Annotated in this window: 20 protein-coding genes; 15 read left to right on the top strand and 5 right to left on the bottom strand. The window is 43.2% G+C overall.

Features of this window, described 5'->3' with window-relative positions; all coding sequences use genetic code 11:
• Positions 1-112: 112 nt before the first annotated feature.
• Positions 113-766: a methyltransferase cognate corrinoid protein gene (locus BKM01_RS04005; protein ID WP_085503686.1), complete on the bottom strand. Its 654-nt coding sequence runs from the start codon at positions 764-766 to the stop codon at positions 113-115.
• Between the two features lie 154 nt (positions 767-920).
• Here BKM01_RS04005 and BKM01_RS04000 point away from each other — a divergent pair, with 154 nt between their 5' ends.
• The 7 genes from BKM01_RS04000 (at position 921) to BKM01_RS03970 (ending at position 6,587) form a co-directional block, all read left to right on the top strand.
• Positions 921-1,331, top strand: coding sequence for a helix-turn-helix domain-containing protein (locus tag BKM01_RS04000; protein ID WP_072359702.1), 411 nt, complete (start codon positions 921-923; stop codon positions 1,329-1,331).
• 209 nt (positions 1,332-1,540) lie between these two features.
• The gene (locus BKM01_RS03995; protein ID WP_072359704.1) at positions 1,541-2,416 is read left to right on the top strand and encodes a damage-control phosphatase ARMT1 family protein; all 876 of its coding nucleotides are present in this window, start codon (positions 1,541-1,543) and stop codon (positions 2,414-2,416) included.
• A gap of 4 nt (positions 2,417-2,420) precedes the next feature.
• Positions 2,421-2,615 (top strand): CooT family nickel-binding protein, encoded by a 195-nt coding sequence (locus tag BKM01_RS03990; protein ID WP_072359706.1) that lies wholly within the window; start codon positions 2,421-2,423, stop codon positions 2,613-2,615.
• A 73-nt stretch (positions 2,616-2,688) separates the two neighbouring features.
• Positions 2,689-3,693 (top strand): type II glyceraldehyde-3-phosphate dehydrogenase, encoded by a 1,005-nt coding sequence (locus BKM01_RS03985; RefSeq protein WP_072359708.1) that lies wholly within the window; start codon positions 2,689-2,691, stop codon positions 3,691-3,693.
• Between the two features lie 13 nt (positions 3,694-3,706).
• Positions 3,707-4,519 carry a bifunctional fructose-bisphosphatase/inositol-phosphate phosphatase gene (locus BKM01_RS03980; RefSeq protein WP_072359709.1) on the top strand — a complete coding sequence of 271 codons (813 nt, stop codon included), beginning with the start codon at positions 3,707-3,709 and terminating at the stop codon, positions 4,517-4,519.
• A complete protein-coding gene (locus BKM01_RS03975; RefSeq protein ID WP_072359711.1) occupies positions 4,506-5,342 on the top strand; it encodes an NAD(+)/NADH kinase in 837 nt (278 codons plus the stop codon). The genes BKM01_RS03980 and BKM01_RS03975 overlap by 14 nt, the downstream gene beginning before the upstream one ends.
• A gap of 54 nt (positions 5,343-5,396) precedes the next feature.
• Positions 5,397-6,587 (top strand): homocitrate synthase family protein, encoded by a 1,191-nt coding sequence (locus BKM01_RS03970; protein ID WP_072359713.1) that lies wholly within the window; start codon positions 5,397-5,399, stop codon positions 6,585-6,587.
• Here BKM01_RS03970 and BKM01_RS03965 read toward each other — a convergent pair.
• The 3 genes from BKM01_RS03965 to BKM01_RS03955 form a co-directional block, all read right to left on the bottom strand.
• Positions 6,584-7,093, bottom strand: a complete 510-nt coding sequence (locus tag BKM01_RS03965) for a TIGR00288 family NYN domain-containing protein (RefSeq protein ID WP_072359716.1) — start codon at positions 7,091-7,093, stop codon at positions 6,584-6,586. The two genes, BKM01_RS03970 and BKM01_RS03965, sit on opposite strands and share 4 nt — an antisense overlap.
• Positions 7,094-7,208: 115 nt before the next feature.
• Positions 7,209-7,538, bottom strand: coding sequence for a hypothetical protein (locus tag BKM01_RS03960; RefSeq protein WP_234993668.1), 330 nt, complete (start codon positions 7,536-7,538; stop codon positions 7,209-7,211).
• Between the two features lie 80 nt (positions 7,539-7,618).
• Entirely contained in the window at positions 7,619-8,497 is an 879-nt protein-coding gene (locus BKM01_RS03955; RefSeq protein ID WP_072359721.1) for a rhomboid family intramembrane serine protease, read from the bottom strand.
• A 264-nt stretch (positions 8,498-8,761) separates the two neighbouring features.
• Here BKM01_RS03955 and cdhA point away from each other — a divergent pair, with 264 nt between their 5' ends.
• From cdhA to BKM01_RS03915, 8 genes are all read left to right on the top strand, one after another.
• Positions 8,762-11,167, top strand: a complete 2,406-nt coding sequence (gene cdhA, locus BKM01_RS03950) for a CO dehydrogenase/acetyl-CoA synthase complex subunit alpha (RefSeq protein ID WP_072359723.1) — start codon at positions 8,762-8,764, stop codon at positions 11,165-11,167.
• Between the two features lie 2 nt (positions 11,168-11,169).
• Entirely contained in the window at positions 11,170-11,682 is a 513-nt protein-coding gene (gene cdhB / locus BKM01_RS03945; RefSeq protein ID WP_072359724.1) for a CO dehydrogenase/acetyl-CoA synthase complex subunit epsilon, read from the top strand.
• A gap of 25 nt (positions 11,683-11,707) precedes the next feature.
• Positions 11,708-13,105: a CO dehydrogenase/CO-methylating acetyl-CoA synthase complex subunit beta gene (gene cdhC, locus BKM01_RS03940; RefSeq protein ID WP_072359726.1), complete on the top strand. Its 1,398-nt coding sequence runs from the start codon at positions 11,708-11,710 to the stop codon at positions 13,103-13,105.
• A 15-nt stretch (positions 13,106-13,120) separates the two neighbouring features.
• Complete coding sequence (locus BKM01_RS03935; RefSeq protein WP_072359728.1) at positions 13,121-13,873, top strand: ATP-binding protein; 753 nt, start codon at positions 13,121-13,123, stop codon at positions 13,871-13,873.
• A gap of 25 nt (positions 13,874-13,898) precedes the next feature.
• Positions 13,899-15,218, top strand: a complete 1,320-nt coding sequence (gene cdhD, locus BKM01_RS03930; protein WP_072359730.1) for a CO dehydrogenase/acetyl-CoA synthase subunit delta — start codon at positions 13,899-13,901, stop codon at positions 15,216-15,218.
• 1 nt (position 15,219) lies between these two features.
• Positions 15,220-16,632 carry an acetyl-CoA decarbonylase/synthase complex subunit gamma gene (acsC, locus tag BKM01_RS03925; protein WP_072359732.1) on the top strand — a complete coding sequence of 471 codons (1,413 nt, stop codon included), beginning with the start codon at positions 15,220-15,222 and terminating at the stop codon, positions 16,630-16,632.
• Between the two features lie 83 nt (positions 16,633-16,715).
• Positions 16,716-17,825, top strand: a complete 1,110-nt coding sequence (locus tag BKM01_RS03920; protein WP_072359734.1) for a DUF362 domain-containing protein — start codon at positions 16,716-16,718, stop codon at positions 17,823-17,825.
• A 202-nt stretch (positions 17,826-18,027) separates the two neighbouring features.
• A complete protein-coding gene (locus BKM01_RS03915; RefSeq protein WP_072359736.1) occupies positions 18,028-19,020 on the top strand; it encodes an aspartate-semialdehyde dehydrogenase in 993 nt (330 codons plus the stop codon).
• Between the two features lie 121 nt (positions 19,021-19,141).
• Here the strand turns inward: BKM01_RS03915 and BKM01_RS03910 are convergent, their stop codons facing one another.
• Positions 19,142-23,458 carry a cobaltochelatase subunit CobN gene (locus tag BKM01_RS03910; protein WP_072359738.1) on the bottom strand — a complete coding sequence of 1,439 codons (4,317 nt, stop codon included), beginning with the start codon at positions 23,456-23,458 and terminating at the stop codon, positions 19,142-19,144.
• Between the last annotated feature and the right edge of the window lie 116 nt (positions 23,459-23,574).

The following is a 23,574-nucleotide window of genomic DNA, read 5'->3' as shown; positions in this document are numbered from 1 at the left end:
ATGGTCATCAGGTCCCAGTCATCCTGGGTGCATTTCTCACCGGTCTGGGCACGGTCATAAAAATCATAGCAAGTTACGGATTTGGTAAATGTCATAAATTATCCTCCCGGTTTTATTTTTTCATTAATTCAAGAGCCACATTTGCTGCTTCTGCTGCGTTTTCTGCTGTTGCGTCAGCACCGATTTCCTTAATCCAGGAATCTGTGACCGGAGCGCCACCGAACATTACTTTTACAGAGTCACGGAGACCTTCTTCTTCAAGCAGACGCATGACGTCTTTCTGGCCGAGCATGGAAGTGGTCATAAGGGCAGAGCCGGAGAGCATAAGTTTCTCGCCTTTGTGGGCTGCTACTTCTTCGATGACCTTGTCGTTGGGTACGTCAACACCCATGTCGATAACGGTGAAACCGTTTGCACCGAGCATGGTTGCAACAAGCCTGTGACCTATATCGTGGATGTCGCCTTCCTGGACGAACTTGATGCAGGTCCCAACGGATTCTGAGGTCTCGTCCTCTGCAAGGATTGGATCAAGAATTTCCATGGCAGCTTTCATGGCCTTTGCAGACATCATTATCTGTGGAAGATAGACTTCGGCGGCTTCGAATTTGTCACCGATGATCTTCATACCCACAGACAGACCATCGTTGATGATCTCGAAAGGAGTTAAACCTGCATCCAGGGCTTCCTGGACAAGAGGACCAGCACCATTGATGTCCTGATTGACAATCGCATCTCTGAGTTTATCATACATTTCCTGTTTTCCCATTAAATCACCTTATTTACATATTATAGATAACCGGCGTGTCCTTAAAGGAAACTATTTGCCGGTTAACAACTACTAAGAATCTGATTATTTATTTTATATAAATCTTTTTAGTATCAAACATAACTATTTATACTTAAAAGCGCAATCAAAAGACATGGCAAAAAAAGAAATGTATCCTATTAAAGAAAAGATGAGCATAGAAAGCCTGGAAAAAAGGATAAGATACATAGAATACCTTACAAAAGTTTTGACCCGACTGTACTTCATAAGATACCGATACAAAGGTTTTTCAGTGGAAGAATCTGCAAAAAAAACAGGCGTCACAAAAAGGATTGGTTACATATGGCAGAGAAGATGGAATCGGGATGGATACCCCGGATTATTTCCCAAATATGGTGGTGGCAGACCTTCAAAACTCAGTGAAGAACAGAAGTACGAACTGAAAAACATACTTCGGGAAAAAAAGAAATGGAAAACTTCTGATGTACAGGCAATTATAAAAGAAAAATTTAATGTGGATTATTCATCAAAACAAGTAAAAGTGATTATTGATTCCTTATCTTAATAGTATACGAAGTTACGTAATATACAGAACAACATTAATTAAAAAGTAGGATTAATGACTAAGTCAGATTTAATATATGCCATAATAACCTATTAAAATGCTCTAAATTGTACTTTATTCAACATAATGGTAATAAATGTAAAGAGGATATTTTTAAAATAACTTTTTACTATTCAAAAGGTATATTCATAAAACCTGGATGAAAAATAATGAAAATGGACCCACGATGTACTTACTGCCTTCTTTCAAGAGTACACTATGAAGCAGAGCTTGCAACAGACGACCCAAATAAAATATACAGGGCAATTACAGAGTGTATGGATGTGATGCGAAATACCTACAGGCCGGGTGTTGCTGCAGGAGTGGTATCAACCGCTGTACACAGGAAAGCCTATGAAATAATTGAAAACAACGATCCATATTATAACTTAAAGGAACTTAGCAATAGTACGGCACAACAAGTATACCCTGTTGCTAAAGAACTTATCTATCAAAATGGACCTTCACTGGAAGAAGCATTCAGAAGAGCGATACTTGCATCAGTTATAGGGAACTATTTCGACTTTGGTGTAATGGGTTTTGATGTTGGAGAAGATGTATTTGATGAAACATTCAGGAATGTCTTCTACAAAGGACTTGACGTTGACGATACATCCGAAATGTTCAAAATGCTTGATAATGTGGTTTATGTAGCGGACAATTGCGGCGAAATAATCCTTGATACATTTGTTTTTGACCTTATCAAAAAAGCGGGAGGCAATATAACACTTGTCGTGCGGGGAGATCCAATACTAACCGATGTAACTATGGAAGATGTCAGGCAACTCAATCTGGAAGATAAAGTTGACAGGGTTTTGACTACAGGCTGTAATGCAATCGGAGTTGCTTTTGATGAGGCACCGCAAGAATTACTAGAGGCTTTTGACAAAGCAAGTCTTATTATAAGCAAAGGTATGGCAAATTACGAAACCCTTTCAGAAAGGAAAATGGGCCCCATCGCTTACCTACTGCAGACAAAATGCGAAAGTGTTGCACATGATATGGGTCTTGAGAAAGGTTATTCGGTTGCCAAAATTATGAGGTGAAGTTATGTGTGAACTAAAAGCGGTTCTGGAAAGGGGAGAAGGAAATAGAGATATTATTATGGAGTCAACTACACGTGTAATTGTGGAAGGAGATGAAATTGAACTTACAGGCATATTCGGTGAAAGAGAAAATGTTCAGGGTTCTATAAAGGAAATCAATTTCTCAAAGGGAGAGCTTATAATACTCGGAAATGATTAAATATCAAAACCGGGGGAATAGGATCAAATCCCTTTAACTGTATATAGCCGACACTACAGGGAAGGTACATAAAATGACAGTCAAAGTTGCAATAAACGGTTACGGAACCATCGGAAAGAGAGTTGCAGACGCTGTAAGCGTCCAGGACGACATGGAAATAATTGGAGTAGCAAAGACCCGCCCTAATTTTGAAGCTTTTATGGCAAAGAAAAAGGGATATGATGTGTTTGCACCTGAAGATAGAATAAAGGGGATGGAAAAGGCAAACCTTGAAGTTGAAGGTTCCATTGACGATATGCTTGAAAGAGCAGATGTCGTTGTAGACTGTACACCCGGCGGAATTGGTGAAAAGAACAAATCAATTTACGAAAAAGCAGGTGTCAAAGCTATCTGGCAGGGCGGGGAAGACCACGAACTTGCAGGTTGTTCATTCAATGCACAGAGCAATTATGAAGAAGCAATCGGAAGGGATTTTGTACGGGTAGTATCCTGTAATACGACCGGTCTCTGCAGAGTCATCAAACCTCTTGATGACGAATTTGGAGTAAACAAAGCAAGAGTGACCCTGATGAGAAGGGCTGCTGACCCCGGGGATATCAAGAAAGGACCGATCAATGCTATTGTTCCCAATCCCATTAAACTGCCTTCCCATCACGGCCCGGATGTCAAAACCGTCCTCCCCGGCATCGATATCGCTACTACAGCTGTGAAACTTCCTACTACACTTATGCACCTGCACACTGTCAACATGGAACTGAATAGCGAATGTACGGCAGAAGAAGTAGAAGCTTTACTGGCCAGACAGTCCCGTGTGCGTTTTGTCGGACAGGGAATAACTTCCACGGCCGAGGTAATGGAAATGGCTCGTGATATGAACCGCCCAAGGTGTGACATGTGGGAAAACTGTGTATGGAACGAATCTATCACGATATATGAAGGAGAACTATACTTCTTCCAGGGAATCCATCAGGAATCAGATGTGATTCCCGAAAATATCGATGCAATACGTGCTATGATGGAAATCGAAAAGGACGGAACAAAGTCCGTATCAAAAACTAACAAAGCAATGGGTATCTAATACCCATCTTTTTATGCAATCGATACAAAGCCTTCTTGAAGTTTGCAACCATGCTTCAAAAGAGGCTAACGAATCCATAAAAGACCTTGTCGGAAAAAGAAAAGCATATCAATCTGTTTATATGGGAGCAGATGGGACCCGCACAAGGCTGATCGATGACAGGGCTGAAAAGGCAATTTTTGAAGTGTTGAAAAGTTATGGCAATTGCCGCATCCTCAGTGAAGAATATGGGGAATATATTCCTGATAAAAAACCTGAAATAACTTTTATAATTGACCCTCTTGACGGCACATATAATGCAGCCCATGGAATCCCTTTTTATTCAACTTCCATTGCTATTGGCAATGCGGATCTTTCTTCAATCTACTTTGGATATGTTAAAAACCTCTGCACAGGTGATATATACCATGCATATAAAGGAGGAGGAGCATATCTAAATGGCGAACCAATAAATACATCCAACAGAAAACTATTAAAAAATTTCAGTGTCAGCCTTTATGGTTATCATAACAATGTGGAACATACCCTGGAACTTTCAAGAAAAGTAAGAAGGGTTCGGATACTGGGAAGCGTAGCCCTTGAACTCTGCTATGTTGCCTGCGGCAAACTTGATGCTTTTGTAGATATCAGAAATTCACTGAGGCTGATTGATGTTGCTGCAGGAAAACTTATCCTTGAAGAAACAAATGGCATGGTAACTAACGGAAAAGGTACAGAGTTACACCTTCAGGATAGTGTTGTAAACAGGCTTTCCATGATAGCATCAAACGGACATGCCCACAGGGACATACTCAATTTTGTGGGGAGAAAAGATGAAAGTAAATAAAATTGGTATAACCTCTAAATATGATAGTCCGCAAGCCCTGGAAATGGTTGAGACTATTGTGAAAAGGTTCACTTCACAAATTAAGATTTTTCTGGATGAAGGGTCCTTTGACATGCTTAATCTTCCTGAAACAGAACGAATGCCTGTGGAAAATATGAAAGAAGCAGGTGCCAACCTGATGATTTCAATCGGAGGAGACGGCACTGTTCTGCGCAGCATATCCAGGATGGATGATCCACTACCACTTCTGGGAATTAACATGGGCATGCTGGGTTTCCTTGTGGATGTGATGCCTGAAGAGGCAATTCCTACAATCGAGAATGTGCTGGAAGGATTCGAATATACCGAACGTTGTCGTATTGCAGTCAATCTCAACGGTGCAGAATTACCCTGTGCAACAAATGAAGTTGTACTAACCACAGCCAGACCTGCCAAGATACTAACATTCCGGGTAACGGTTGACGGGTGTATGATAGAAGAGTTCAGATCTGACGGAGTAGTAATCGCTACCCCCACAGGTTCCACAGCCTATGCTATGAGTGCCGGAGGACCTATTCTGGATCCCAGGGTCAATGCTACCCTCATAGTACCTCTTGCCCCATTCAAACTTTCAGCCCGCCCCTGGGTGGTACCTTCTGACAGGCCCATAAAGGTCGAAATAACTATTCCGGAAAAGGAAGCTGCTGTTGTTATCGATGGGCAGCATACTTACACAATGAAAAAAGAAGATACCGTTTGTCTTACAAAAGCAAAAAATCCTGCTCGTTTTGTAGTGACTGAACGTAGTGGTTTCTATGAGAAAGTGCAATCAAAACTTCGATGATACAAACACATATCTTTAAATATAAAAGTAAAGATAGGACCGGATAGCGATAACATGGCTCCAAATAATGAGTATTCCAGAAATGAGATGATGGATTTTATTGATATCGAACCTCTTGATATAGAAATATGTGATGTGACCCTCAGGGACGGTGAACAAACTCCCGGTGTTGCATTTAGCAAAGAAGAGAAAATGGACCTGGCAAGTGAACTGGATGCAATTGGTATCGAGGTTATTGAAGCCGGATTTCCTGTCGTTTCTTCTTCTGAAAAAGAAACCATAAAGGAAATTAGCAATATGGGGCTGAATGCAAAAACGTGTTGCCTGGCACGTTCCATCATAGGGGATGTCGATGCTGCTATTGATTGTGATGTTGATATAGTGAGCATATTCATAGCTCTTTCAGACCTTCATTTGAAGCATAAATACCACCGATCATGCAGCGATGTACTGGGTTGCTCGATGGAAGCAGTAGAATATGCAAAAGACCATGGACTTAAAGTAAGGTTTGCCGCAGAGGATGCAACGCGTACACCCATACCCACCCTACAACATGCATTTCAGGAAGCAGAAAAATACAATGTTGATTATGTAAGCATCGCTGATACCATAGGAATATTAAATCCTTCAACTACCAAATACCTGGTTGAAAAGATAAAAGAAAAAGTACATACACCCATATGCATTCACTGTCACAATGATATCGGACTTGCCACTGCAAATACTTTAGCAGCAGCTGAGGCAGGGGCAAAGCAACTCCATACCACCGTAAATGGTATTGGAGAAAGAGCAGGAAACGCACCTCTTGAAGAAGTACTTGTAGCCCTTCGTGTACAGTACGGAATCGAAAATTACGATACCACACATCTTAATGGTCTTGCAAGAAAAGTTGAAGATTATTCCGGCCTTACAACTCCCGTGAATAAAGCTATTGTGGGCAAACATGCCTTCACGCATGAATCCGGGATACACGTCATGGCAATCCTGGAAGAGCCGCGGACTTACGAACTCTTTTCCCCGGAAATGGTTGGTGGGGTCCGAAACCTTATAGTCGGTAAGCATACAGGCCTGAAAGCCTTAAAAGGGATAATTAAGGACATGGGAAATTCCCTTGAACACGAAGAATTATGTGCATTAATGGAAAAAATAAAGAATTGTACAGAAATCAAACGTGGAATTTCAAGGCCACGTCTGGAAGAAATGATCGATGATATAAGGTCCTGTAAAAGAGATGATGAAATTTAAGACATCTCTTCTTCAGGTATCGAAACCTCTCCTGTATTCAAAATTACAACATAGTCAGAAGAATTTCTAAGGGCAGTTGAAAATCCAGGTTCTACACCAAAGATTATAGTTTCTTTCCCGTGTTCATTTGCTTTATTCAACAAGGGTTTAAAGTCAGCATCTCTTGTCACAAGTGCAAGAGTATCAATGTTGGGATTATGAACAAGATCCATTCCCTCAACAGCAAGCCTTACATCCACATCGCTTGAACAAATGACAGGTTCGAAACCATTGTTTTCCACAGCTTCTACAAGTTTATTAGAAGCATACTGATTAAGGAAAACACGTCCTATCTTGACATTACCGTACTCTTTCAATACATCCCTTATTTCTTCTAAATTTACATCAAATTCCTTTCTCAGGACATTGGGGCCGTCTACAAGAAGTCCAATACTCCGCCGCCCTACTTCCTTTTTAGTACTCAGGTATTTGACTATGGAATTAAATCCGGTTTTTACATTCTGCATATTGCCTCTTATCGCAGGTATAAACATTATAATAATAAATATGTGCAACCACAGTATCAACAATTAACCATAATTACAAATAATGACTATATTAACAACTAAGGCCCTGCAAACCTTATAATCTTTCAGCAAGCAACCATTCGTTTACATCCTTTTTGGAATATGAATCATCCACAAGTACGAAATAGTTTTTGTACCTCCTTCCTTCTTTCTTTCTCCTGTACATAATTTCTCCCCTATATAAGAGAAATTTATTGAAAATATCCTCAAATTGCATTCTTTCGTCATTTGTCAACTCAATGATAGATTGACCATCACGGTACCAGTTATACACCCTTAAAACAAATACTTCTCTTATTCTTTTTAATCCTTCGGCCTGATCAAAAGCGTCAAAGTATAAAGTCTTTCTAATTTCAGGCGACCAGGCTGCAATTTTTTTTTCCATGTCAATAAACTGCACTGGAATTTCTTCCCCTTCACGAGGCCTGGGGTACAGTAAAGAAAGATGCCTGGTAGAGCCCACTATCACCACCGCCTGTATAAGGAACCACGAGGAACCTTTAAGTTCTTTTTAAGTCTGCGTCCCACAATGATGCCAACAAAAACTCCGCTCAAATGGGCTGCATGAGCTATCATGTCCCCGGAAATATTCATGTACATAAAAAATAAGTCCACTATCACAAAGAGTATTAGAGCAGATTTGATAGTCATTGGGAAGAAAAAGACATATACAGGCAGATTTGGTTCAAGAATTGCAAGGGTTGCAAAAACACCCATTATTGCCCCACTGGCCCCTACCATCGGGTAACTAGTAGAGGTCGTTGCAATAAAACCTAAAGCTGCAACTACCCCGGAAATAAAATACAGGTAAATAAACATTGAATTGCCAATACGCCTCTCCAGTATCCTGCCAAAGAAATAGAGAACAAGCATATTGAAGAACAGGTGACCAAGACTTGCATGGAGAAACATATGAGAAATCAAAGTCCAGGGCCTGGATAGAATATTACCCGGTTCAAGCTGGAATAAAGTATAATAGGGCTGACCCAACAGGAGCTCCAGGAAAAATGAAAATATACATATAATTATTATAGCCATTGATGGACTAGTATAAAAGGAGCGTTTAGTCCTGTTAAATGCACTCCCGGCAGCACCTTTTGCAGCATTTTTGGTGGCTTCTTTAAAAAAATCCTTCACTATTTGATCTGTACCGGAAGTACTGCGGCCTCTGGCACCACTACTTCCAGCTGCATTTTGTGCAGAGCTGAAACGTGTTCCATCGCCCAGGCCTTCACAGCCATGCCTTTCAGGAAGACGATGATCAGAACAAAATGTTTTGCCACAGTAGCGGCATGTATACATCACTGGCTCTTTCTTTCCGCATATCCAGCATTGGTTATCCAAAATATCCTCCTACCTAAACACATATGCAAAAGTAAATAAATCTATTTCCATAATCAGAAAGCAGGTTGAATTAACAGCGCAAACAAATAAAAAGAATTATCTATTATAATCATGATAAATACCAGAAAGACTTATATACTGAATATACATTAGTTATGACACAGTCCACTACTGTATAAACTATTAACTTTTTATCAAACTATAACACTCCCATCAAAGCTATACAATTTATAGCGATGGGACACCCAGGAGGACAATACATAGATGAGTGAACTTAAAACAGGGACATTCTCTGTCAGCGACCTGGAAAACGTCCAGATCAACATCGGAAGCATTGTAGGTGCTATCGAAAAAACCGCCGCTGAGGAAGGAGAAGTCGGGCCCACTATAAAACCAAATATCTCCGGACTGAGGGATTGGGACTATAAACTTCTAGACAGATATAACGCAGTCTACACGCCCATGTGTGACCAGTGTTGTTATTGTACATTCGGTACCTGTGACCTTACTGGGAACAAGGAAGGAGCATGTGGTATCAACATGGAAGGCCATAATGCCAGGGAATTCATGCTGCGTGTGATTACAGGAGCATCAGCTCACTCCGGTCACGGAAGACACCTACTCCACCACCTGATAGACAAGTACGGGGCAGATTATCCGCTTAAAGTCGGACAAACAAATATAATTGCTCCGAATGTCCAGATGGTAACAGGCAAAAAACCTGAAACTCTCGGTGATCTGGAAGACGCCCTGGGTTATGTGGAGGAACAACTCGTCCAGCTTCTTGCATGTGTCCATATGGGACAGGAAGGAGAGGCAATCGATTTTGAATCCAAGGCAATGCATGGTGGTATGCTCGATCATGTAGGAATGGAAGTTTCCGATATCGCACAGATTTCCTGTCTGGAAATGCCAAAAGCAGATGAAGAACCACCTCTCTCAGAAATTGGCATGGGAACAATTGACTCCGAAAAACCTGTACTGCTGGTTATCGGTCATAACGTTGCCGGAGTAACCGACATTATAGACTATATGGAAGACAATGACCTGACCGAAAATATGGAACTTTGTGGTCTGTGCTGTACCGCTCTGGACATGACAAGATACAGGACCGAAGGAGGAGACGTACCAAAGGCCAAGGTTGTCGGAACCCTAGCCAAAGAACTCAAGATGATACGCTCCGGTGTCCCTGATGTTATTGTTGTCGATGAACAGTGTGTACGCGCTGACGTGCTAAGGGAAGCCCGGGAACTGATGATGCCTGTCATAACAACCAATGACAAAATCATGTATGGCCTGCCTGACAGGTCCGAAGATGATGTTGAAGATATAATCGATGATCTCAAATCCGGCAGGGAAGATGGTGCCCTAATACTCGACTTTGAAAAACTCGGTGAAGTTGCCCCCAGACTTACACAGGAAATGTCAAAAATTCGTAAGGAAAAAGGTGTCGTATCCCTACCTACTGAAGAAGAGTTCAACGAACTTACCTCCAGATGTGTACATTGCCTTGCATGTGAACTCGAATGTCCAACTAACCTGCCAATCAGCGATGCCATGACCGCTGCTGAAGAAGGTGACCTCAGGGCTTTCGAACTATTGCATGATAAATGTGTAGGCTGTGGCAGATGTGAACAGGCATGTCCAAAGGATATACCTGTCCTAAATGTAATTGAAAAGGCGTCCCAGAAAGTAATCCGGAATGAAAAAGGTAAAGTTCGTGTCGGACGTGGCCAGATCAGTGATCCTGAAATTCGCGAAGAAGGCGTCAACCTAGTTATGGGTACCACACCAGGAATCATTGCAATGGTCGGATGTTCAAACTATCCTGATGGAACAAAAGACCTGTATCGGATAGCAGACGAAATGCTTCGCCGTAACTACATAGTCCTGATGTCCGGATGTTCTGCAATGGACCTTGGTATGTACCAGAACGATGACGGAGAGACCCTTTACGAGAAATATCCGGCAAAGTTCCAGAAAGGAAACCTTATCAATGTAGGTTCATGTGTTTCCAACTCCCATATCACAGCTGCTGCCATAAAAGTTGCCGCAATCTTTGCGCAACGTAATATCACGGGTAATTATGAAGAAATAGCTGATTATGTTCTCAACCGTGTTGGAGCTGTTGGTGTTGCATGGGGAGCATATTCCCAGAAAGCATCTTCAATTGGAACCGGATGTAATAGGCTTGGAATCCCTGTAATTCTTGGTCCTCACGGTTCAAAATACCGCAGAGCACTCATAGGCAAACCCTATGAAGAAGATAAATGGAAGGTCCTGGATGCAAGAAACGGGGAAACAATGGATATCCCGGCAGCTCCGGAGTTCTTGCTAACAACCGCAGAAACCATTGATGAAATGATGCCTATGCTTGCCAAGAACTGTATCCGTCCAAGTGACAACAATATGGGAAGAATGATCAAACTGACTCATTACATTGAGCTCAGTGAGAAATATCTCGGAGTGCTCCCTGATGACTGGTACCGTTTTGTCAGAAGTGAAACTGACTTGCCACTTGCAAGACGGGAAGAACTCCTTAAGAAACTTGAGCAGGAGTATGGATGGGAAATCGACTGGAATAAAAAGAAGATTGTATCCGGTCCGACCAGTAAACTGGATGTATCGGCCCAACCCACCAACGTGGAAAGATTGTGTAAGGAGGCTTAAAAATGGCTGATGTTTCAAAAAACCTGAAGGTCTATACAACATATGGGCCTAAATCTGCCAAGGGTACAAAGCCAGCTATTGTAGCAAAGATGATCGAAAAAGCTAAAAGGCCTCTCTTCGTTGTTGGCTCGGATGTCCTGGAGGAAAAGCTCCTTGCCCGTGCACAAGCCATAGCAAAGAAAGGTATTCCTGTAGCTGCTACCGGGCATTCCATAAAGGGATTTATCGATGAAGAGGAAGTGGATGCAAAATATATCAACATCCATTTCCTTGGTACTTTTCTTTGTGACCCTAAATGGGGTGGGTTGGATGATAACGGATGTTATGATCTGATAATCCTGCTTGGACATAAGAAATATTATATTAATCAAGTTCTTTCAGGACTGAAGAATTTTTCAGACCTGAAAACAATTAACATAGGAAGACATTATACCCAAAATGCTACCATGTCTTTTGGTAATACTACACCCGAAGTACATCTGGAAGCACTTGACGAACTTATTGATAACCTTTGAATTTTAAAGAGGGAGGATATTAAGAATGGCTGAAGATTTTCCTTTTGAAATTTCTCCAATGTTTGAAGGAGAAAGAATCAGAAAAAATGACATGTATGTGGAACTTTCAGGTCCCAAATCCATAGGTTTTGAACTTGTAAAGGCAGCTGAGATGGATGACGTGGTAGACGGCAAGTTTAACATGATCGGTCCGGACATCCAGGATATGGAAGAGGGAGGAAGATACCCTTTCGCCATGATCTACAAGATTGCCGGCGAACTTGTTGAAGAAGACCTTGAATCCATTGTGGAAAGAAGAAACCACGATTTCCAGAATTATATACAGGGGCTTATGCACCTGAACCAGCGTTATGATGTGTGGGTTCGTTTAAGCAAAGAGGCTGTGGAAAAAGGTGTTACCTCCTTTGAATCCATTGCTCAGGCAATAATGATGCTTTTCAAGAACGAACTCCCGTTCATAGAGAAAGTGGAAGCTACCTACATCACGGACAAGGACGAGATTGAAAAACTCATGGATGAGGCAAAAGCCAAATACAAGGCCAGGGATGACAGGACCCGTAATCTCCATGATGAGGATGTTGATACGTTCTATGGATGTACCCTCTGTCAATCTTTTGCACCATCCAATGTATGTGTAATAACCCCGGACAGGATATCCCTCTGTGGTGCTATCAACTGGTTTGACGGCAGGGCAGCCGCCAAGGTAGACCCCGAGGGACCGCAGTTCCCGATTCCAAAGGGTGATGTCATTGATGCCGAATCAGGTGAGTACACCGGTGTAAACGAGACTGCAAAATCCCTGTCAAGCGGGGAATATGACCGTATAAAACTTCACTCATTCTTTGAATATCCACACACATCATGCGGATGCTTTGAGGTAGTAGGTTTCTATATACCCGAAGTAGACGGCATTGGATGGGTGGACAGGGATTTCAATGAGTCTGCACCCAACGGCCTTCCATTCTCTACAATGGCAGGACAGACAGGTGGTGGAAAACAGATAAGCGGTTTCCTTGGTGTTGGTATCAATTACTTCCGTTCTCCCAAATTCATTCAATCAGACGGCGGATGGGAACGTGTGGTCTGGATGCCCAAACATCTCAAAGACCGTGTATATGACGACATACCGGATGACATTGCAGACAAGATTGCTACTGAAGAGGATGTATCAGATCTGGAAACCCTCAGAAACTTCCTGGAAGAAAAGAACCATCCAATTGTCAATAGATGGGAAAAGGAAGAAGAGGAAGAGGCTGCGGAGGAAAAAGAGACTCCACAACAAGCCGCTCCCGCCATGCAGATGCCTGCTTCAATGCCAATGAATATGCCAGCCATGCCAACTTCCGGAAGTGGCGGTGTAAAGGTAATTCTCAAGAATGCAAAGGTATCTGTTGATAAGATAATCATTAAGAAGAACGAGTAATACAGAGGTTTCTCTGTGACAAAAATCATTGCGATTACAGGTAAAGGTGGCACCGGGAAGACGGCCATAACGACTCTTCTCATGCGCCACCTGACAAAAAGTGAAAAGGTTGTCCTGGCAATCGATGCCGATCCGGATACCAACCTCCCGGAAACCCTGGGATGTGAGGCAGACCGTACCATAGGTGACATCAAGGAATACATGATGAATGAACGGGACAACATGCCACCCGATATCAACAAGGAATCGATATTCGAATCCAAGATATACGAAACACTCAACGAGTTACCTGACTATGACCTGCTGGTTATGGGAAGACCCGAAGGATCAGGTTGTTACTGCTATGTAAACAATCTGCTGCGGGGAATCATGGACCGCCTGACCGAAAACTATGACGTGGTTATCATGGACATGGAAGCAGGTCTTGAACATTTCAGCAGGAAGACTATCAGGAATATCGATGATCTCCTGGTGGTTACCGATGGTTCCCGCAGGGGAATGAGGACTGCCGAAAGAATCAGTGAACTTGTGCATGAGCTGGAAACAGATGTGCACAATATCCATGTGGTCGCAAATAAAGTCACAGAAGACAATAAAGAACAGATCCAGAAAACTGCGAATGAACTTGGCCTGAAATTAATAGGCCTTGTTCCAACGGATGAAAAGATTGCAGAGAGAGATCTCGCAGGGGAAGCTCTCTATGATCTTCCAGAAGATTCGAAAGCCGTTATCGAAGTTGAAAGAATCGCAGCAAAACTTGGATTGTAATAAATAATCGGATGGTGGAAGTGGAATGTCAGATAAACTCAAACTTTCAGACCTTAATAGTATCTTAAAAGACCTCGATGTGGAATCCCTGGAAGGGGTTACTATCGAAGGTGACATAGAACTTGATATACAGGGAGGCGGGGGAATGAATCCGGCTATGGCTTATGCCCTTGGTCATGAAGCCGCCCAGATCTCCCTTCATGTGGCAAACATCGCCAGAATGCTGGGCTATCCTGTAGACCAGCTCTTTGCACAGTGTCTTGGAGCCGGAGGAGAAACTGCGGCATTACAGGCAGAACCTGCAATAGAGGAACTGATGCAGACTAAATTCGATGTTGCCAGAAGTAGCGAATGGAATACACCTATCCAGGAAGTAACCCTCGGTGCAACTTCCGCAGATGGAGGAAGCCGTGGCCATACAATAACCCTGGGTGGCGAAAAGGCAATGCCATTCTATTTTGATGCAGAAATGCCCAACCGTAATTATGTCACAATGGATGTTTTTGACATGCCTATCTCAATGGCAAAGTCTGTCAAATCCAATTATGAAGACGTTATGGGAGACCCTGCAGAATGGGCTAAAAAAGTTGTCAATGAGTATAATGCGGATATGGTTACAATTCACCTGATTTCTACAGACCCTCTTATCAATGATACTCCTGCAAAGGAAGCTGCAAAGGTAGTAGAGGATGTATTACAGGCAGTTGATGTGCCTATCGTAATCGGTGGTTCAGGAAATCCACAGAAAGACCCTGAAGTACTCGAAAAAGCCGCAGAGGTTGCTGAAGGAGAACGTGCCCTGCTTGCATCCGCAAGTCTTAACCTGGATTATGAAAGGGTGGCAAAAGCAGCAACGGATTATGGTCATGCAGTCCTTTCCTGGACTCAGCTTGAGATCAATGCTCAGAAAGAACTCAACCGTAAACTCATGAAACAGTGTAATGTCCCACGTGACAGCATTGTGATGGATCCGACAACAGCAGCCCTTGGATACGGTCTTGACTATGCTTACAGTAACATGGAAAGGATTAGATTGTCTGCCCTTATGGGTGACGATGAACTAAACTTCCCGATGTCTTCAGGTACCACCAATGCATGGGGTGCACGTGAATCCTGGATGAAAGAATCACCCCTTAAGGAAGATTCTGACTGGGGACCCAGAGAATACAGGGGACCCATTTGGGAGATCGTTACAGGACTGTCCCTTGCACTTGCAGGCAATGACATGTTCATGATGATGCACCCAACATCCGTACAGGTGCTCAAAGAGATCACACAGACTCTCTATGGCAATATTGAAGCAAAGACCCCTGACATCACCAACTGGATCACTGCGGAGGTATAAAATGAAGATTAATAGCCCCCTTGATGCTTACAAATACCTGCCGGGAACAAACTGTGGCAGGTGTGGTGAAGATACATGTATGGCCTTTGCCTCACACCTTATCGACCGTTCCAAAAGTGCCGAAGACTGTCTGCCCATGGTAGAGGAAGACAAGTATGCAAAAAAACTTGAGGAACTGGAAAAACTGCTTGCCCCGGAAATCAGGGAAGTCACCATTGGTACTGGCGAAAAATCAGTCAGCATTGGCGGAGATGATGTCCTTTTCCGTCATAAATTGACCTTCTTCAACAAGACAGCCTATGCATACGATGTCACAGACACTATGGATGAAAAGGAACTTGAGGAGAGAATCAATACCATCCAGACTTTCAAGAAATTCTATGTGGGAGAATTCCTGACCCTTGATATGGTAGCGGTACGTTGTGTATCAGGCAAACCCGAAACTTTTGCCAGCACCGTGAAAAAGGTGATCGGACTTACAGAATTACCACTTGTACTCTGTTCTTTTGATCCGGCAGTATTAAAAGCCGCTCTGGAAGTAGCAGCAGACAAAAAGCCACTTATGTATGCAGCCAACCAGGAGAACTGGAAAGAAGTTGCTGGCCTTGCAAAGGAATACGAGGTGCCTGTAACCCTTTTCGCACCGAATGACCTGGACTTGCTCAAGTCAATGGCAAAGACATTTGCAGAAATGGGAATAGAGGACCTTGTGCTTGACCCGGGAACATTCCCCACAGGCAAGGAACTGAAGACAACGTTCGAAAATTTCCTGAAGATCAGAAGAGCAGGTATAGACGGGGATGGCGAAGTTGCCTATCCAATTATGGCCGTTCCCCTGACTGCATGGATGGCCTACGATGATGATGTCAGTGCATCCTACTGGGAAACTGTGGTAGCCTCCGTACTCACTGTTAAGTACGGCGACATTATGATCATGCATAGCATAGAACCTTATGCATTGCTGCCTGAAATGCACCTGAGAGATACCATTTACACGGACCCAAGAAAGCCTGTAACTGTTGATCCGGGTGTATGGGAGGTCGGTTCACCTACTGCCGATTCACCAATTATAGTTACCACAAACTTTGCTCTCACCTACTATACAGTTGAGAGTGATATTTCTTCCAATAAGATAGACTGCTACATTGTGGTGGCAGATACTGAGGGTATCGGTGTGGAAGCCGCTGTTGCCGGTGGACAGCTGACCGCAGACAAGATCAAGAAGACTCTGGAAAATGCCAAGTTTGACCTTAAGGAAAAGACAAACTACAACACCGTCATCCTGCCCGGCCTGTCCGCACGCCTGCAGGGTGATGTCGAGGACAAGGTGGGTTCAAGGGTACTCATTGGACCGGCAGACTCCGGCAGACTTCCTGGATGGCTGGAGAAGAACTGGCCACCACAGAATAAATAAATCGAAAAGCATCCGTTAAATACGGGTGCTTCAATTCTTTTTTTGCACCAAATTTATTAGTACTGAATATAGATGTATCACTCATGAAAAGCAAAGTCTTTTTTGTCGACCTGAAAGTACGCAGAGATTGTGAAAACACAATTCAGAAAATCAAAAGGCTTTACGATACAGCAGGATTTGACAGAATAATTGATGAAGGAGAACTCACTGCCATTAAACTGCATTTCGGGGAAAAGGGCAATGAAGGCTTCATAAGTCCGGTAAATGTCAGGCAGGTTGTGGATAAGATCCATTCTTCGGGTGCAAAGGCCTATCTTACCGACACCAATACCCTGTACTCAGGATCCCGCAGGAATGCTGTGGATCATCTTACAACGGCAATTGAGCACGGTTTTGGTTATGAAGTCACCCGGGCGCCACTGATAATAGCAGACGGACTGCTGGGAAACAGTTTCCGACAGATACCAATTAAGGGGAAACATTTTGACAGTGTTAAAATCGCATCCGAACTACTTGACTGCCAGAGTATGATTGTGATGTCTCATTTCAAGGGACATGAACTTGCAGGTTTTGGAGGGGCAATCAAGAACCTGGCAATGGGCGGAGGTTCAGTAGCCGGGAAAATGGAGCAGCATGGAGGGCTTCATCCGGAGATTGATGTCAACAAGTGTACTGGATGCGGGACCTGTGTTGATGTGTGCCCATATAATGCCATGGAACTTGATAGTGATAATATAGCCACTATCGAGGACGATAAATGCATTGGCTGCGGGGAGTGTATGATGGTCTGTCCACCTGAAGCGATTGATTTCAATTATGACAATATACCTGATTTCATGGAAATGATGAGCGAATATGCCCTTGGCACCGTTGCCGGCAGACAGGAAAAAATAGGCTATATGAATTTTCTTGTACGTATCACACCGGAATGTGACTGTGCGCCCTGGAGCGATGTATCGCTGGTACCAGACATAGGCATCCTGGCATCCACAGATCCGGTGGCTATCGACCAGGCAAGCCTGGACCTCGTAAACGAGCAACATGGATTTACTGCATCCAAGCTTGAAGAAAATATAGAACCCGGCAAAGACAAGTTCAAAGGTGTCTGGAAAAACAGTGCAGGAGATATCCAGTTAAGTTACGGGGAAGAAATAGGCCTTGGAAACAGGGATTATGAGCTGATAAGGATTTGAATCAAAACTAACCAGCAGGAGTTTTGCAGTTCCTGATGATAATATTATTATTCTATGGATATACTATAATGCAGCAAACATCCTTATGAGTGAATTGCAGATTAATTGGTGAATACTATAGTTTTCAAAAAAATTCACTGTTGTTAAAGATATTAAAAATTCGGGACGTATCTGATTACCCGACAACTAACGGACGATGAAAATGAGTTACAAAATCGCAATAATGGGTGCCACCGGTGCGGTGGGCAGAGAAATTATCGAAGTATTGAGTAACAGGAAGTTCCCGGTAGAAGAATTGAAACTCTACGCATCACAGAGGAGTGCCGGCAAAGTAATGGAGACTCCTTTCGGAAAAATTACCATCGAAGATGCAGACACGGCAGATTACTCGGAACTTGACATTGCTTTTTTCGCAATAAGCGGCTCGTGGAGCAAAGCTAATGCTAAGAAGGCAACCGATGCAGGATGCTACGTGGTTGATAACAGCAGTGCATACAGGTATGATGACAACGTGCCGCTGGTGGTCCCGGAGATCAATGCCCATGCCATCGGGGATTCAAAACTTATCGCAAACCCCAACTGTACAACCGCAATCGCAGCCATTCCCCTGTATGCCCTCCATAAAAAATACGGCCTGAAAAAGGTCATCATCAGCACCTACCAGGCAACCAGTGGAGCCGGTGCTGCCGGAATGAATGAACTGATCAATGAGACAAGGAACTATCTTGAAGATAAAGAGGTAAACCATCAGGCATTTGTCCATCCTATCGTTTTCAACACAATTCCTCATATCGACAGTTTCCAGGAAAATGATTACACCCGCGAGGAAATGAAAGTTGTCTGGGAGACCCACAAGATATTTGAGGAACCCGATATCCCGATTAGCTGCACCTGTGTGAGAATCCCCACTCTCAGGGTCCACGGGGAAAGCATTGTTATCGAAACTGAAAAACCGATTTCCCCCGATGACGCCAAAAAACTGCTGGCATCAGTTGAAGGTGTTGAATTGAAAGATGATATCGAGAACAATGTGTACCCAATGCCCCTCACAGCCACCCAGAAATACGACGTGGAAGTTGGCAGGATCAGACAGAACATCGTGTTCGGTGACCATGGACTGGAATTCTTTGTCTGCGGGGACCAGATCCTCAAGGGCGCCGCCCTTAATGCAGTACAGATTGCCGAGCAACTTTAAGTAAATTGATTTTGTGTAAAAGGAAAGCTGAAAAAATTTTCTTTTTGCATATTGCCATGAAAAATAAATGGATATCCTGTGATTAAGGATATCCTTATCTGCTCTTTTTGTCGTCTTTTCCTTACATCTGTCTCCTTCTGAAACCGATATACATGGCACCCACAGCTGCAAGCACCAGTATGGTTCCCACAATGTCAGCACCGGAGAAGGATGAGCCACCCGAGTTATCTTTCCGCGGGTTTTCCTTTGTCATCTCATAGCCTTCCACATAATCGCTGCTGGATTCTGCTGACTCGGATGTTGGTTCCTGCGTAGATTCACCATAGCCGCCATCAGAAGTAGTGGTGGTCTGATTAGATGAGGTGCCTGTGGTTGAAGCATTCACTATCTGTGCACTGCCTACACCGCCGCTGCTGGAGGGACTTTGTGATTCCTCAGAGGAAGATGTCTCCAGTCTCTTTTGAGTTGCTTGTTCAATTTTCTTGACAAACTCAGATAACGTCTCATCACTAACAACACCTGGTACAGACATCAAGCCTTCAACAACATAGCTGTTGAGCATCGGATTGCCACATGTATGGTGGCAGCAGGAAACGCCATCCTCAACAACAGATTCGGCATAATTGCGCATTAAATCTTGGAACATTTCATCCGAAGGATCCCAGTAATCCTTTCTGGTAGTCTCAAGCATCCTGGCCGTTATAGATTGATATGCATCAGGATTATTCTGTTTGAACCACTCCTCCATTTCCGGGTCGTTGACGAATTGTTCATAGACCGTCTCCCAATCACTGTCATCAACGAGTTCCGGATTTGAGACCTCCCAGCCCCAGAGGTTTTCCACGAACTCAGAAAACATCTTTCCGCCGGCATAACCCGAACCTTTCATTCCCTCTATCCATTTATCGTTAAAATACCTTGAACGGAGGTTCTTGTTGAGATATTCCTTCATCGTCACCATTCCACTTTCGGCAGAATTTCGCGTATCGGATACATACATCTCGGGAGTATTAGCAGAAATATGCCTTGTTGCGAGATTCATTCCACCAAAGTACTGGAAGAAATCATCATTGTCCAGCGTATCGTATAGATTGGAAGAATCCGAGTGAATAGAAGCATCCACGTCCCTCAGGGCTTCGGTAAGGAGGTCAGAACTCTGGAAACCCCACATATCAGTACCGTAAGAATACCCCATTTTATTTAGGTAGAGGTCTGCTATTGCCGCCTCATCATCCCAAGTGCCACTTGCACCAATGGCATTAGCAACCCCGATTTCATAGGTACCATCACGTACAGCAAAACAACGCATAGTCGAGAGCTTCGAAGCAGTTTCTTTATCGTACCCTGCATCTATCAATGCCTGTCGAACTTCCTGGGTACTTTGATTGACATAATTAGTGTAATTACCTTCTGGTGCTTCATTTGCCAGCCTCACCGCCTCATCGATCATCTTGATCTTGTCCGGGAAGGCATCACGCATACCTGCTGTTGTATACACAATATCTATACGTGGCCTGCCAGGTTTAGACGGATCATAATTTGGTAGCAATTCGGATTCGTTCAACAGGGAAAGGCCAATCACCTGTTTGGACGTTTCGTCCCATACAGGTTTTACACCCAGTAAATAAAGGACCTCAGCCTCAAGCGTCCCGTGATCCCTTATGAACTCAACTCCAAACCTAGAGAAAGAAACCTTTTCAGGGTATTCCCCATGTTTGTCATAGTAATCTTCAAGCATATTCTGAGCAAGCCTTGATCCCAGCTCCCATGTGGCCGGTGAAGGATAAAGCCTGGAATCCACACCATAGAAATTGCGTCCTGTAGGTACAGAATCTGGATTCTGTATCGGATCCCTTCCCGGGCCCGGTGATATGAAACCTGCACCAAGGGCAGATATTACTTTATCAAGTTCAACATCCGAATCAAGCAGATCATCCCTGTATTCGATCCCCCTACCCAAATCGGCAGTTATAGATGAATTGTTGGAACTGTAAACTCTATCCTGTGCTATAACACAATCCGTATTATTGGTTATGACTTCCCACACCAGCCGATCTATCTTCGTATCGTTCAAGGGAATTCCCATCGGGTATACCGTCTCATTCTGGTAAAACGCAGCAGAAACATTGTTCTGGAAACGGCTACCCAGCATCGCTCGGACCATTGCCGAAAGCTGGTCATTTTTCGGACCCGTTAAATTCGTAGGTGGTACTTCACCAAGAACATGGAAACCATAGGGTATGTTTTCCTCAGAGATTTCTTCCAGATACTCATGAAGCACATTTTTCACAAATGCCTGAAACAGAGGGTCATTATTACGATAGTTTTCCAGTGTGCTTTCATTGATAGTCAGGTCCTCATCTAAATTAAGATCCACCATCTGGTCAATAATTATTTTCCTGTACTCATCCCTCACATCATCCGCCATTCCCGGATCATAATAAGTCTGAATATTACCTGAAAGATCTGCCATCTCCGCATGAAGACCACCTCTCTCCAATGTAGGGGTTAGATGGTCGATAATCAAGGCATTTCCTCTATATTCCGCAGTCAATCCCTCTCCAACATTAGCCACGATATAGGGGTAGATGTTGGGTAAGTCCTGTAACAATAATGGAGCCCAGTCAGATGTCCTGTTCATCCCGTAGGCAAGACCCGGAAGCCATTCATGCGTCCCGTGTGTGCCCATATGGATGACTGCATCGGCATCCCATTCATCATTCAACCACAGATAGAAAGCTATGTACTGGTGTGGCGGGGGTACAAGGGTACTGTGATATAACACATTATCATTCTGTGTCATACCCCGCGCAGGCTGGGGCATCAGCCATGTATTTCCACACTGCACGGCAGGAATAACAATGTATCGCCCAGATTCATTTTCCCATATCATCAATTTCTGGTCTTCAGAGAAATCCTCTGACCAAGGTTCTCCCCATTCTTCAATTACACAATTGCGCAGATCCTCCGGGATTTCCTCACTGAACCATTCCCTGTAGGTTTCCACGGGTATAAGATGGACTCCCCATTCCGTGCGGTTTTCTACCATCTCATCCAGCTCACCCGGTGCCCATGAACCAACATTTATACCCTGTTTTTGAACCCTATCCAACAAAGTAGTGGTATTTTCCGGTACATAGGTTAAATTATATTCACTTTCATTCATTTTTTCAAGAAGATTCACTATACTTGACATGGAATCCAAGTAGCTGGCACCGATACTGTCCTTGCCTGGAGGATAGTTGTAATATATAAGAGCAACTTTCTTATCCTGATTTTCATTTCGTTTAAGGTCGGCCCATTTTATGGTACGGTTTACCATCCAGTCAATCTGGTCAGGATTCGGCTCATATTCGTAAACTCCCCAGGATATCTGTTTTTGTTCCCCAAGTACTATATATTCAAATATTCCATCGATATTTGGGAGGACAGTCTTACGTGTGGCTTCTTGGTTGGAAATACCCCGATTGGCATCGGCCGGGTCACCGGAAGACGCATCAGCTACCATTCCTTTCAATACCGGAACATTGAGATTCGTCAACTCTTCCTGACCGTATCCTTCATATTTACTGACATCAAGCCCAAAACTCTTCAGGGAGATCATACAATCTACCAGAGGCGTTCCGTTTTCATAACAATAGTATTCAGAGATGTTAAGAAATGTATCGAATCCTGCAATAACATTGCAATCCTTACTTTCCAGATCAGATATCAGAGCATCCACTATCTCCATATTGCCGGCTTTATAATCCTCTTTATGGAACCAGATCCCAATTGTCGGTTTTGAATAATTGTATACAAAGTGATCGCCATTGGAACTATTCTGGTACCAGGTTATGTATTCACTGGAATTATCGAACCAATATACATCTTCGTCTGAATCTGGGTGATAAATACCTTCAGGGAGGAGAATTGGGTCTTCATATACCCAGCTGGCTGTAAGACCTGTTTTAGTACTATAGTTCTTGGCCAAATATACAAGGAAATTTTCAGTATTTTCTTTTAGGAATTCTTCCTGCATACCCATATTGAAGAAATATTTCTCATCCTTGCTCTGGTATGGCTCACTTCCTGTAAAAGTATGATCATAGATAGACGTATTTACATAACTTGTTATATCGATCAGAATAGAGCCGTTTGATTTGGCTTTCTCCAATTCATCAGAAAATTCTTCGTACTTACTGGACCACAACATATAGGTAAATATGACATCCTGATTACTCAGATCTATTTCAGAAAGATTGAACATAGTAGAATGATAAGTCACATTTATACTGTCATTATAAGGATTTGCATCTTTTGCATAATTGATTACTTCCCCATCATTATAAGTGATCAAGGTTACGTTAACCTGTTCCTCTGCCGATACCGCCGGCACTGCCACTGCCAGCATAATCAATACACTTAAAACTAATAAACACACTTTTCCAAATCGCATATTATCGCCTCGATAGTATGCAGCACATCCCGACCCTAGAGCCCGCCAGCCGACAGGTCGGGATGTCACCACAATATTTTCAACTTAAATTTATCCACAATTCCCCTTTACATATA

Origin of the sequence: Methanohalophilus portucalensis (assembly GCF_002761295.1) — an archaeon.
Classification (GTDB): Archaea; Halobacteriota; Methanosarcinia; order Methanosarcinales; family Methanosarcinaceae; genus Methanohalophilus; species Methanohalophilus portucalensis.
The sequence above is the reverse complement of the archived record's forward strand: the minus strand, read 5'-3'. Positions and strand labels throughout refer to the sequence as shown.